General features: G+C 75.2%; 12 protein-coding genes. 8 read left to right on the top strand and 4 right to left on the bottom strand.

Annotated elements, in window-relative coordinates:
• Positions 1–29 precede the first annotated feature (29 nt).
• Positions 30–1607, top strand: coding sequence for a phosphatase PAP2 family protein (locus XF36_RS10510; protein WP_238589210.1), 1578 nt, complete (start codon positions 30–32; stop codon positions 1605–1607).
• Positions 1604–3127 carry an amidohydrolase gene (locus tag XF36_RS10505; RefSeq protein ID WP_060711858.1) on the top strand — a complete coding sequence of 508 codons (1524 nt, stop codon included), beginning with the start codon at positions 1604–1606 and terminating at the stop codon, positions 3125–3127. The genes XF36_RS10510 and XF36_RS10505 overlap by 4 nt, the downstream gene beginning before the upstream one ends.
• Before the next feature lie 146 nt (positions 3128–3273).
• On the opposite strand, the gene XF36_RS10500 is transcribed toward XF36_RS10505, so the two are convergent.
• Positions 3274–4143 carry a helix-turn-helix transcriptional regulator gene (locus XF36_RS10500; RefSeq protein WP_060711857.1) on the bottom strand — a complete coding sequence of 290 codons (870 nt, stop codon included), beginning with the start codon at positions 4141–4143 and terminating at the stop codon, positions 3274–3276.
• Positions 4144–4281: 138 nt separating this feature from the next.
• Between XF36_RS10500 and XF36_RS10495 the strand changes: the two genes are divergently transcribed.
• Together XF36_RS10495 and XF36_RS10490 are read left to right on the top strand one after the other, a co-directional pair.
• Positions 4282–5106 (top strand): SDR family NAD(P)-dependent oxidoreductase, encoded by an 825-nt coding sequence (locus XF36_RS10495; RefSeq protein ID WP_060711856.1) that lies wholly within the window; start codon positions 4282–4284, stop codon positions 5104–5106.
• A gap of 322 nt (positions 5107–5428) precedes the next feature.
• A complete protein-coding gene (locus tag XF36_RS10490) occupies positions 5429–6583 on the top strand; it encodes an MFS transporter (protein ID WP_238589209.1) in 1155 nt (384 codons plus the stop codon).
• Between the two features lie 4 nt (positions 6584–6587).
• Here XF36_RS10490 and XF36_RS10485 read toward each other — a convergent pair whose 3' ends face one another.
• The gene (locus XF36_RS10485; RefSeq protein ID WP_060711855.1) at positions 6588–7499 is read right to left on the bottom strand and encodes an SDR family oxidoreductase; all 912 of its coding nucleotides are present in this window, start codon (positions 7497–7499) and stop codon (positions 6588–6590) included.
• Between the two features lie 93 nt (positions 7500–7592).
• On the opposite strand from XF36_RS10485, the gene XF36_RS10480 reads away from it, so the two are divergent.
• On the top strand, positions 7593–8138 hold the full coding sequence (locus XF36_RS10480) for a hypothetical protein (protein WP_060711854.1): 546 nt from the start codon (positions 7593–7595) through the stop codon (positions 8136–8138).
• An 11-nt stretch (positions 8139–8149) separates the two neighbouring features.
• Positions 8150–8755: a TetR/AcrR family transcriptional regulator gene (locus XF36_RS10475; protein WP_060711853.1), complete on the top strand. Its 606-nt coding sequence runs from the start codon at positions 8150–8152 to the stop codon at positions 8753–8755.
• A gap of 125 nt (positions 8756–8880) precedes the next feature.
• On the opposite strand, the gene mobA is transcribed toward XF36_RS10475, so the two are convergent.
• Entirely contained in the window at positions 8881–9669 is a 789-nt protein-coding gene (mobA, locus tag XF36_RS10470) for a molybdenum cofactor guanylyltransferase (RefSeq protein ID WP_064485407.1), read from the bottom strand.
• Between the two features lie 50 nt (positions 9670–9719).
• Here mobA and fdhD point away from each other — a divergent pair, with 50 nt between their 5' ends.
• Positions 9720–10547, top strand: a complete 828-nt coding sequence (gene fdhD / locus XF36_RS10465) for a formate dehydrogenase accessory sulfurtransferase FdhD (RefSeq protein ID WP_060711852.1) — start codon at positions 9720–9722, stop codon at positions 10545–10547.
• A gap of 20 nt (positions 10548–10567) precedes the next feature.
• On the opposite strand, the gene XF36_RS10460 is transcribed toward fdhD, so the two are convergent.
• Complete coding sequence (locus XF36_RS10460; RefSeq protein ID WP_060711851.1) at positions 10568–11524, bottom strand: DMT family transporter; 957 nt, start codon at positions 11522–11524, stop codon at positions 10568–10570.
• Between the two features lie 73 nt (positions 11525–11597).
• On the opposite strand from XF36_RS10460, the gene XF36_RS10455 reads away from it, so the two are divergent.
• On the top strand, positions 11598–12545 hold the full coding sequence (locus XF36_RS10455; protein WP_060711850.1) for a LysR family transcriptional regulator: 948 nt from the start codon (positions 11598–11600) through the stop codon (positions 12543–12545).
• The last annotated feature ends 66 nt before the right edge of the window (positions 12546–12611 follow it).

Below are 12611 nucleotides of genomic sequence, written 5' to 3'. Positions count from 1 at the left end.
GGCGCCCGACCCCCTCTACTGTCACGACTGTGAGTGGATGGTTCGAACGCGTCGCCCGCAGGTCCCGTCGACTGGACCGCGGGGCGGACTCGGTGTCCCGGGCCGACCGGGCGGTCACCGAGTTCATCTCGAGCCGCCCACCGAGCCGGGTGGACACCTCCCTGCGGCGGCTGACCCGCACCGCCGACCACAGCGTGCTGTGGTTCGCGATCGCCGCGGTGCTGTCGGTGCGCCGGGGAGCCTGGCGCAAGGCGGCGATGCGCGGGATCGCGTCCATCGCGCTGACCAGCTTCACCGCGAACGCGCTGCTCAAGCCGTTGCTGCCGCGCCGGCGCCCGGCCGCGGCCGAACTGCCGGCCTACCGGACGGTGGCCGACCCGCCGTCGTCGTCGTCGTTCCCGTCGGGGCACGCCGCCTCGGCCGCGGCGTTCGCGACGGCGGTGGTGATGGAGAACCGCCGGGCCGCACCGGTCGTGGTGCCGCTGGCGGCGCTGGTGGGCTGGTCACGGGTGCACGTGGGGGTGCACTGGACGTCCGACGTGCTCGTCGGCGCGGCGATCGGCACCGGCGTGGCGAAGCTGACGAACCGCTGGTGGCCGGTGCGCCCCAGCGACGAGGCCCGCGCCCGTCCGATCGACACCGTGCCGGCGCTGCCGCAGGGCGAGGGCCTGGTCATCGTGTCGAACCCGTTCTCCGGGCCGCCCGACACCGACGTGTCCGAGGAGGTGCGGGAGCGGCTGCCCGCGGCGCACCACCTGGTGGTCGGCGACGGGGTGAAGGTCGAGGACATGCTGGAGGACGCGCTGGCCGAGCGCGGGCGGTGGGTGCGCGCCGTGGGGGTCGCGGGCGGGGACGGCACCGTCGCCACCGCCGCCGCGGTCGCGGACCGGCACGGGCTGCCGCTGGTCGTCGTGCCGGGCGGGACGCTGAACCACTTCGCGCGCGACGTCGGCGTCTACGACACGCAGGAGGCCGTCGACGCCACCCAGGCCGGGGAGGCCGTCGCGGTCGACCTGGCGCTGGTCGAGGCCCACCCGGGCCGACTCGACGACCCCGAGGACATCTCGGTCACCCGCACCCGCTACTTCATCAACACCGCCTCGATCGGCTCCTACCCGGAGCTGGTGCGGCTGCGGGAGCGGTGGCAGCCGCGCTACGGCAAGTGGCCGGCGTTCGCCGCGGCGCTGATCACCGTGCTGCAGCGCTCGGAGAAGATCAGCGTGAAGATCGAGGGCCGCTGGTACAAGGTGTGGTTCCTGTTCGTCGGGAACGGCCCGTACTACCCGCGCGGCGCGGTCCCGGCGTGGCGGCCGACGCTGGACTCGGGCCTGCTCGACGTGCGCTGGCTCCGCGCCGACGTGCGGTTCTCCCGGCTGCGGGTGGTGATCGCGCTGATCCTGGGCGCCCTGGGGCACAGCCGGGTCTACCACCAGCGGGAGGTGCCCAGCCTCGACGTCGAGCTGCTGGAGCCGAGCATGCTGGCCACCGACGGCGAGGTCGTCGAGGAGGCCGGGCGCTACACCTTCCGGCTCGCCGAGAAGCCGATCCCGGTCTATCGCCGCGACGAGGACCGCTGGACCGGGCGGGACCGGCCCTTCCAGGGATGAGCACCCTGCCGACGAGCTCCCTGCTGCTGCGGTCGGTCCGGCCGCTGCGGCCCGGCTGCGACGGCCTGGGCGACCCCGTCGACGTGCTCCTGGACGGGGGCCGGGTGCGTGCCGTGCGCGCCGGGCTCGACCCGGACGGGGCCGAGGTCGTCGACTGCGACGGCCGGGCGCTGCTGCCGGGGCTGTGGGACCACCACGTGCACATGGCGCAGTGGGCGCTGGCCCGCCGCCGGCTGGACGTCTCCGGGACCCGCTCGGCCGCCGAGGCCGCCGCGCTGGTGGCGCACCGGGTGGCCGACGCGCCACCGGCCGCCGGTGAGGTGCTGGTCGGCTTCGGCTTCCGCGACGCGCTGTGGCCGGACGAGGCGCACCGGTCGCTGCTCGACCCGGTCACCGGGGACGTCCCGGTCGTGCTGGTGTCCGGCGACCTGCACCAGGGTTGGCTGAACGGTGCCGCGCTGGCCCGCTTCGGTCACGACGGGCACCCGACGGGACGGATCCGAGAGTCCGAGTTCTTCGCCGTGACCCCGGCCCTGTCGGACGTGCCGGCCGAGGCCCTCGACGGGTTCGTCGCCGACGCCGTCGCCGCGGCGGCGGCGCGCGGGGTGGTCGGGGTCGTCGACTTCGAGGCGCCGTGGTCACTGCCGGCCTGGCGGCGCCGGATCGCCGGCGGCACGACGGGGCTACGGATCGAGGCGTCGGTGTGGCCCGAACGCCTCGACGACGCCCTGGCCACCGGGCTCCGCACCGGCGACGTCGTCGACGGCACGGCGGGCCTGCTCACCGCGGGACCGCTCAAGGTGATCACCGACGGCTCGCTCAACACCCGCACCGCCTACTGCTACGACCCCTACCCCGCGCCGCCGGAGAACCCCTTGGAACACCCGTGCGGGCTGCTCCTCGTCCCGCCGGGGCAGCTGCGCCCGCTGCTGGCCCGGGCGCACGCCGGCGGTCTGCTCGCCGCCCTGCACGCCATCGGCGACCATGCCAACACCCTGGTCCTCGACGCGTTCGCCGCCACCGGGGCCCGGGGACGGGTCGAGCACGCCCAGCTGCTCACCGGTGACGACGTGCCCCGCTTCGCCGAGCTCGGCCTTGTCGCGAGCGTGCAGCCCGAGCACGCCCTCGACGACCGCGACGTCGCCGACCGGCTCTGGGCGGGCCGGACCGGCCGGGCGTTCGCGTTCGCGGCACTGCACCGCGCCGGGGCCCGCCTCGCGCTCGGCTCCGACGCCCCGGTGGCGCCGCTGGACCCGTGGATCGCGCTCGCCGCGGCCGTGCACCGCACCGCAGGCGACCGGGACCGCTGGCACCCCGAGCAGGAGATCGACCGGGCGACCGCGCTCGGTGCGTCGTTCGGGATGGTCGACGGCTCGGCCGCCGCGATCGACGTGGGCGCGCCCGCCGACCTCGTGCTGACCGACGCCGACCCGACCTCCTGCGACCCGGCGACGCTGCGGGCGATGCCGGTCGCGGCGACGCTCCTCGGCGGACGGTTCACCCACCGCGCCGGTGTCTGACCGGAGGCGTGCGAGCGGGTCGGTCTCCTCGACGGGCCCCTGGACCTGCCGTGGCCGGCCGTACCGGGCGCGCCGGCCCGTCGCCGCGGTTCAGGCCCTCGCGATCGCCGACTCCTGATCGGCTCGGCGGGGGCGCGGTGAGATTGTCAGTGCGCGCCTCGTGCTCGGTCCACGGGTGCGGTCCAGGTGCCGAGCAGGGTGAGTGCGTCGGCGGAGGGTGATCCCGGCTCGGCCGTGTACACCGTCATGGTCAAGGTGGGGTCCGCGGCGTGGTCCATGGAGTCGAACGCGAGCTCGAGGTCGCCGACGACGGGGTGGTGGAAGCGCTTGTGGCCGGAGGTGTGGTGCTGGACGTGGTGCGCGGCCCACCGGGTGCGGAACTCGTCGCTGCGCGTGACGAGTTCGCCGATGAGGTCGGAGAGGTCGCGGTCGAGGGGGTCGTGCCCGGCGCTGGAGCGCAGCAGGGCCACGGTCATCTCTGCGACGGTGTCCCACTCGGGGTAGAAGTCGAGCGCGCGGGGGTCGAGGAAGGTGTACCGGGCGAGGTTGACCGCGGAGCCGGTGTGGTCGTCCAGGTCGGCGTACAGCGCGGCGCACAGGCTGTTGGTGGCGACGAGGTCCAGTCGGGAGTTGGTGACGAACGCGGGTGAGGTGATCATGCTGTCCAGTACCCGCTGCATGCTGGGTGAGATCTGTCGGGACGGGAGTCGCCGCTGCCGGGCCACGGTGGTGGCGGTGGCTGCCCGAAGGAGATCACTCAGGTGCGCGCGTTCGGCGTCGTCGAGGGCGAGTGCTCGGCACAGGCCCTGCAGCACCGAGTCCGAGACGCCGGTGGCGGTCCCGCGCTCGAGCCTGGTGTAGTAGTCGACGCTGACCCCGGCCAGGGTTGCAGCCTCCTCGCGGCGCAGGCCGGGGACGCGGCGATGGCCCGCCGGTGTGGGCAGGCCCACCGCCTCGGGGGTGAGGCGTGCTCGTCGGCTGATCAAGAACTGACGGATCTGCTGACGTTGGTCCACGATCTCCAGGTTACGGCGAGCGTTGCCGGGGAGGCAGGTTCTGCCAGACCCCCCTTCACCCGATCTGGCAGCACGACGCGACCAGGGATGAACTCGTTCCGTACGAGAGCACGAGTCAGTCGGGACGAAGGGATTCACATGAGTTCGCACGATGGCGGCAAGGTCTGGTTCGTCACCGGATCGTCGCGGGGCTTCGGTCGGGTCTGGGCCGAGGCGGCGCTGCGCCGCGGTGATCGGGTCGTGGTCACCGCCCGCGACGTCTCCTCGGTCGAGGACCTGGTGGCGCAGTACCCGGACCAGGCGGTGGCGATGACTCTGGACGTCACCGACCGTGCAGCGGTGTTCGCGGCGGTGGCGCAGGGCGTCGAGCGGTTCGGTCGGCTGGACGTCGTCGTGGCGAACGCCGGCCACGGGCTGTTCGGCGCGCTGGAGGAGACCACGGAGGCTTCCGCCCGTCGGCAGATCGAGGTCAACCTGTTCGGGGTGGTCTGGCTCCTGCAGGCCGTCGCCCCGATCCTGCGCGAGCAGCGGCACGGCCACGTACTGATCACGTCGAGCTTCGGCGGGCTGATCAGTTTCCCCACCGCCGCCCTCTACGGTGCGTCGAAGTACGCGGTCGAGGGGCTCGGGGAGTCCTTCGCCCAGGAGACCAGCGACTTCGGTGTGAAGGTGACGCTGGTGGAGCCCGCCGCGTACGTCACGGGCTTCGGCTCCGCCGGTGAGCAGACCGAGCCCCACCCCGCCTACGACGCGGCCCGGGCCCGGACCGGCAAGGTGTTCGCCGAGATGCCGGTCGCCGATCCGGCACACACCGACCGCGCCGTCCTCGACCTGGTCGACATGGCGGAGCCCCCGCTCCGCCTGCTGCTGGGCGCCCACGTGCTCCCCCTCGTGGTCGGCACCTACGAGGACCGGATCGGCTCGTGGCGGTCGCTGGAGTCGGTCGCGGTCGCCGCCCAGTGAGGGACTTCGGGAGTTCGTGACCGCGCGCCGCGCGCCCGAGGTGGGAGCCGCCGGAGGGTCCGGTCGGTCGGGCACCGGACCTCGGCCGGCGGCCGACAACGCCCACCGGGGCGTCGGAGCGACGGTCAAGACCCGTCCGCCGCCGGACGGGGTCGACCTGCACCTCCGGCGGCGCCCCCGACCGTGCGGCCCGGGGCGCCGCCGCTGCGGATGCCGTCGCACGGGCCGGCTGCGATCATCGTCGGTGCACCGCGCAACGTCCTCCGGAAGGGGTTCCGCCATCCTCCGCCTGCCTCGGGCCGCCGCCGTCGCCGGCCTGGCCGTGACGTTCGCCGTGGTGATGCTCGGGGCGACGATGCCGACCCCGATGTACGCGCTCTACCAGCGCGAGCTCGGGTTCTCCCCGACCGTCCAGACCGTGATCTTCGCGCTCTACGCGGTCGGTGTGCTCGCCGCGCTGCTGGTCACCGGCCGGTGGTCGGACCAGCTGGGGCGGCGACCGGTGCTGCTGGCCGGGGTGGCGCTGTCGCTGGCGTCGAGCCTGGTGTTCCTGGTCGCGGGTCCGGTGTGGGTGCTGCTGGTGGGGCGGCTGCTGTCCGGGTTCTCCGCCGGGATCTTCGCGGGGGCGGCGACCGCCGCGGTCATCGAGGCCGCACCGGAGTCCTGGCGGGAACGCGGGGCCGCGGTCGCGACCGTCGCCAACATCGGCGGGCTCGGGCTGGGCGCGGCGCTCGCCGGGGTGGCCGTGGAGTACCTGCCCGCGCCGCTGCACCTGTCCTTCGCGGTGCACGCGGTCGCCGTCGCGCTGTGCGGGCTGCTCGTGCTCGGCGCACCGGAGACGGTGACCGACCGGCCCGCGCACCCGACGCTGCGGCCTCAGGTCCCCGAGGTGCCACCCGCGGTGCGCGCGGTGTTCGTGCCGGCGGCGACGGCCGGGTTCGCCGGGTTCGCGGTGCTGGGCCTGTTCACCGCTCTGTCCCCGCGGATCGTGGCGGAGCTGGTCGGGATCTCGAACCACGCCGTCGCCGGGGCGATGTCGCTGCTGCTGCTGGGCGCCTCGGTGCTGGCGCAGCTCGCGGTCCGCACCGCGCCCACCGAGCGGATCCTCGCCCTGGGCTGTGTGCTGCTGGCGGCCGGTCTCGCGCTCGTCGCACTGGCGGTGGGGCAGGGCTCGATGGCCGAGCTGGTGGCGGGCGCGGTGGTCGCCGGGGCCGGTCAGGGCATGACGTTCTCCACTGGCCTGGCCTCGGTGACCGCGCGGGTGGAGGCCCACCAGCGGGCGGGGACGACGTCGTCGTACTTCGTGGTGGTCTACGTGGCGATCTCGCTGCCGGTCGTCGGGCTGGGCGCGGCGAGCCAGGCGTGGGGGCTGCGGACCGCGGGGATCGTGTTCTGCGTCGCGGCCGCGGTGCTCGCGCTGCTGGCTCTGGCGGCGCTGCTGGTCATCCAGCGGCGCGACGCGCGCGCTTCCGTGTGAGCCGTCACCGGTATCCCGTCGTGTCGGCGGGCAGTCCCGCGTCCTGGACCTCGGTGACGTAGCGCCAGGCGTCGGGCCGGGACCCGTCGACGTCGTCGACCCCGTAGGCCCGCCCGAGCTCGCCCGAGGAGGTGGAGCGGCCGTTCCAGCGGTGCCGGTCGGGGTCGGCGGCCAGCGCGGCGATCCCGCGGCCGACGAACCGCGGGCTCTCCGAGATCGCGAAGTGCGGCTCGGCCGCGCACGCGTCGCGCCAGGTGTCGGCGGTGACCCCGAACTGCTCCAGCATGATCTCCGAGCGCAGCCAGCCCGGGGTGACCGCGACCGCGGTCCCGCCGTGCCCGCGCAGCTCGTGCGCCCAGGACCGGGCCAGCCGGATGGGCGCGATCTTGGCCAGGTCGTAGAACACGTTGAGCCGGTAGTTCTCGGCGTTGTAGGCGTCGGTGCCGTCGGTGACCTCGACGACGAGGCCGCCGGGCGTGCGGGCGAGCAGCCCCAGGGCGTGGTGGGCGGTGACGAGGTGGGTCTCGACCGCCAGGCGCAGCGTGCGCAGCCCGTTGTCCAGGTCGTGCTCCCAGACCGGGACGTCCCACTCGACCATCATCTCGCCGCCCCAGATGTCGTTGACCAGCACGTCGAGCCTGCCGTGGTCGCGCTCGACCCGCGCCACCAGCGCCGCGACCGCTCCGGGGTCGAGGTGGTCGGTGGGCACGGCGATGCCGGTGCCGCCCGCGGCGGTGACGAGATCGGCGGTGTCCTCGATCGTCTCCGGCCGGTCGTACTCCGAGCGGGCCGCGCGGGTGCTGCGGCCGGTGCAGTACACGACCGCGCCGGCCGCGCCCAGCTCGACCGCGATCCCCCGTCCGGCGCCGCGCGTCGCGCCCGCCACCAGCGCCACCCTGTCCCTCAGGTCCGTCATACCGGGCAGCGTGGCAGGGACCGGATTGTTTGTAAACGAGCATTCGGTTATGTTCGTCGGAGCCGAGCCGAGCCGAGGGGACCGACCCGCAGCATGTTCGAGACGACCACCGAGATCACCGACCTCCAGCGGCTGCTGGACGCCTCCGTCTCCGGAGCCGGGGACCATCTGCGCAGCATCGTCGTCCCCGGGGAGCGGACGCTCACCGCCGAGCAGCTCGTCCGGGTCGCCACCGGCATCTGCACCCTGGCGCTGGCCACCACCACGCGGCGCGGCGAGCCCCGCGTCAGCGGCGTGGACGGGCACCTCCTGCACGGCGCGTGGGTCGTCGGCACCGACCCGCGCGCGGTCAAGGCCCGCCACCTCGCAGCCCGCCCCGCGGTCAGCGCCGCCCACCTGCGCGGCGACGACCTCGGGATCTTCACCCACGGGACGGCGCACCCGCTGAACCCGGCCGGTGCGCCGCAGCACCCGCGGTGGCCCGAGACCCTCGGCTACCTGAAGGACTGCTACGGCCCGGACGGGTTCGTCTGGGACGAGGTGGTCTTCTACCGGATCGAGCCCACCTGGATGGTCCCCTACGGCCCCGACCCGGCCGGCCTCGCCGGGTCCGCGGCGTCCGTGGCGCAGCCCGCCTGAGAGGGTGAGCCGTGCCCCGTCGCAAGCAGATCCCCGACGCGGACGTCCTCGACGCCGCCCTCGACGTGCTGCACGCCCGCGGCCCGCAGGCGCTCACCTTCGCCGCGCTGGCCGAGGCGAGCGGGCTGGCCCCCGCGACGCTCGTGCAGCGCTTCGGCGGCAAGCCCGACCTGCTGCGCCGCACCCTGCTGCACGCGTGGGACCGGCTCGACCGCCGGACCGCCGGGGACGGGGCCCGGGCGGAGCGCACGCCGGAGGGCGCCGTCGCATTCCTGGTCGGGCTCTCCGGGCAGTACGGCGGGATCGACAGCTACGCCGACGCGCTGCTGGTCCTGCGCGAGGACCTCCTCGACCCCGACGTACGACGGCGGGGCGCCGCCTGGCAGCAGGCACTCACCGACGTCCTCGACGCGTGCCTGGCCGGCACGCCGGGTGCCCCGGACGGCGCCGGAGCGCTCCTGGCGACCCACTGGCAGGGCACCGTGCTGTGGTGGAGCTTCGACCCCCGGGGGCCGGTCGCCGAGCACGTGGATCGGGAGCTGACCCGGTTCGTGGCCGCGGTGCTCACGCCTTCTCCAGCCGATCCTGCACGTGCCGGGGCCCACACCGGCTCGTAGTGCACCGGTGAGCGGGTGGTCCCGCACGTCGGGAGACGGGCAGCCCGCCGTCGGCGAGCTCGGCGGTGGTGGTGCGGCGCATCGTCCTTCCTCGGCAGCGGCACCAGGCCGGGCCGAGACGTGCGTCATACCACGACGAGCTCGTCGCCGGTCACCAGCGGGAACCACGGCGGCAGCGACCCGGTCCGGCCCGCGACGGCCACCGGGCGCCCCAGCTCCCCCGCAGTGCGGGCGCGGACGGTGCGGACCCGGCCGCCGCCGTGCAGCCGTACTGCGGGCAGCGGGCGGGCGCGGGCCGCGGCGAGCTCGCCGGGGGTGTTGACGTTGGTCAGCGACGCCAGGTCCGGGTCGAGGCGGGCCAGCACCGGGTCGCTGCGCAGGGTCTGCTCGCCGATCCGGCGGACCGAGACCCGCTCGAACAGCGACGGCGGGCGCCCCTGCCCGGCCGCGGTCAGCCCGTCGATCACCGGGGCGAGCGTGGTGGCGTAGGCGGCGGCGAGCGGCTGGTGGTGCCCGAACGCCTCGGGCAGCGCGACGTCGTGGTCCCCGCGCAGGTCCAGCACCCGGGCGACGAACGCGGGATGCAGCAGCGGCAGGTCGACCGACGCGACGAACGCCACCTGCGCCCGGCCCGAGACGGCGGCGAGCCCGGCCCCGATCGCGGGCAGCGGGCCGAGGCCCGGCACCGGGTCGTCGACGACCTCGGTGCCCGGCGGGAGCTCCGGCAGGTCCTGCCCGGCGGCGCGGACCACGACCAGCGGCCCGTCCACCGCCCGGCCCAGGACGGCGACGGTGCGGGTCAGCAGCGCCGCCCCGTGCCAGTCCAGCGACGCCTTCGCCGTCCCCATCCGCGACGAGGCACCGCCCGCCGGCACGATCCCCGCCCCCGGCCGCCGCCCCCCGTACCCGCGCACGGTGCCGATCGTGCTCCTACTGTGGGAGGTCGACAGCAGGAGGGGGCGGAATGGGACGGCTCACCGTGCGGCGCCCGGTGCTGCACTTGAACGCGGACGGCAGCACCCGCTCGCGGCCGGACACCCTCGTCGCCGAGGAACCGCTGGAGCTGCGCGTCGGGGGGAAGGCGCTGACGGTCACGATGCGCACCCCCGGCCACGACGTGGAGCTCGCGCACGGCTTCCTGCTGACCGAAGGTGTGATCGGCTCCGGGCTGGACCTGGCCGGGGCCCGCTACTGCAACTCCGTCGACGAGCAGGGCCGCAACACCTACAACGTGCTCGACGTCGACCTGGCCGAGGGCGTCGCCCCGCCGGACGTGTCGGTGGAGCGCAACTTCTACACGACCTCGTCGTGTGGGGTGTGCGGGAAGGCGTCGCTGGACGCGGTGAAGCTCAAGACCCGCCACTCCCCGGCCGCGGACCCGCTGCGGATCGGCCGGGAGCTGCTGCTGGAGCTGCCCGACCGGCTGCGCGAGCACCAGAAGGTCTTCGGCTCCACCGGTGGGCTGCACGCCGCCGCCCTGTTCGACGCCGGCGGCGGCCTGCTCGCCGCCCGCGAGGACGTGGGCCGGCACAACGCGGTGGACAAGGTGCTGGGCCGGATGGTGATGGACGGCCGGGTGCCCGCCGCGGGCACCGTGCTGATGGTGTCCGGGCGGGCGTCGTTCGAGCTCGTGCAGAAGGCCGTGATGGCCGGGGTGCCGATGCTCGCGGCCGTGTCGGCGCCGTCGTCGCTGGCGGTGGAGCTGGCCGAGGAGTCGGGGATGACCCTGGTCGGGTTCCTGCGCGGCGACACCGGCAACGTCTACACCGGGGCCGAGCGCATCGACCTGTGAGTGGCGCGCCCGACGGGTGGTCAGACGCGCGGGGTGAGCGTGGCCCAGGCCCGCTCGTGCCGGTCCACCATCCGGCGCAGCCGCCCCGCGGTCCCGGTCGGGCCGACCAGTGCGGCGACGGTGGCGACGACCAGCGCGCAGCCCGCGGCCTGCCAGCCGGTGAGGGTCTCCCCGAGCACCAGCATGCCGAGCACCACCGACAACACCGGGTGCACCAGCAGCAGCGCGCCCGCGGTGCCCGGCGCCAGCCCGGCCGAGCCGCGCCCGATCAGCACCCAGGACACGACCTGCCCGGTCAGGGCCAGCACGATCAGCCAGGCCCATGTCGTCGCGGGCAGTGCGACCGCGATCCCGCCCCCGGCGACGCCGACGAGCCCGCAGGTCAGCCCGGCCCCGACGGTCGCCAGCGCGACCGGGGTCACCAGGTGGCGCGGACGGCGCCGCGACACCGAGCGGTTCAGGTGCAGGAAGCCGGCGTAGGCGATCCCGGCGAGGGTGCCGAGCACCGCGCCACGCACCGGTTCCGGCCCCCCGACACCGGCGCCGAGCACCCCGCCGGCCAGGGCGATGCCGCCCAGCAGCAGCGGCGCGGCGTACACCAGCCTGCGCGGGATCCGCTCGCCCGCGACGACCCAGGCGATCAGCGGCAGCGCCAGCACCTGGATGTTGAGCACGACGTTCGCGATCCCGGCGCCCGCGTCGAGCACCGCGTGGGTCCAGAGCAGGAAGTCCGCACCCAGGAACACCCCGGACAGCAGCGAGGTGCCGACCGTCGCGAGCGGGAGCCCACCCACCCGCCGGTACTCGGCCAGTGCCCACGGACCCAGAACGACCAGGGCGAGCACGCACCGCCAGAACGACGCCGTCGCCGGGTCGGTACCCGCCATCGCGACGAGGATGCCGGTCCAGGCCAGGACGGAGGCGCCGGCGAGCAGGAGCAGGGCGGAGTGCGGGTCGGGGGCGGTGCGTGCGTTCACGTGATCCACGATCCCTCTCCGCACCGCGAAGATCCAGTGATTATTCCTACCCGATACCGCTAAGCTTTGCTGTGTGATCTCCTGGGACAGGCTGCGCGTGTTCGACGCCGTCGCCGAGCACGGCTCGGTCGGCGCCGCCGCGGCCGCACTGCACATCACCGGGCCGGCGGTGACCCAGCAGCTGCGCAAGCTCGAACGCGAGACCGGCACCCGGCTCGTCGAACCGGACGGGCGCGGCATCCGGCTCACCGCCGCCGGGCACGTGCTGGCCGGGCACGCGGCCGCCGCGGCGGCGACCGTCGCCGGTGCCGAACGCGACCTCGCCGCCCTGCACGACGACGCCGCCGGACCGCTGCGGATCGGCTCGGTCGCGAGCGCGCTGCGCACGCTGCTGCCCGAGGTCATCGACGGGCTGGCCGCCGCACACCCCCGGCTGGTCCCCACCGTCGACGACGGCGAGGTCGTCGACCTGCTGCCCGCCCTGCAGTCCCGCGACCTGGACGCGGTGCTCATGGAGAGCTGGACGCAGGCCCCGACCCGGCTGCCCGCCGGGATCCGGGTGACCGCACTGGCCACCGAGCCCGCGATGCTCGCCGTCCCGGCCGACGACCCGCTCACCGGGCCCGACCCGGTGCCGCTGCGCACCCTGGCCGAACGGGTGTGGACCTCCGGCCCGGTCGGCACCGAGCCCTACGCGGCGCTGCTGCAGCTGCTGCGCGGTGTCGGGTTCGAGCCGGACATCCGCTACCGGGTCGGCGACTTCGCCACCCAGCTGGCGCTGGTCCGCGCGCGGCTCGCGATCGCGCTGGTCCCGGGCATGGCGGTGGCGGGGTCGGCCGTCCCCGGCGGCACCGGCCCGGTCCCGGTCACCGCCGACGACGGCGTCCGGCTGCTCCCCTGCCGGCCCGCGGCGGGCCGCTCCCTGGTGCTGGCCACCCGCGGGTCCGACGCCGACCTGCCCGCGCTGCGCGCCCTGGTCGACGGCCTGCGCGCCGCCGCAGCCCGCATCATCCCCGCCTGACCGCCCCGGCCCGCAGCCACACCCCCTGTCCGCCAGCCACACCCGTCGCACTGGGTGTGGCTGCCC

Origin of the sequence: Pseudonocardia sp. HH130629-09 (genome assembly GCF_001294645.1) — a bacterium.
Classification (GTDB): Bacteria; Actinomycetota; Actinomycetes; order Mycobacteriales; family Pseudonocardiaceae; genus Pseudonocardia.
Note: the sequence above shows the minus strand (reverse complement) of the source record. Positions and strands in the feature narration are given on the sequence as shown.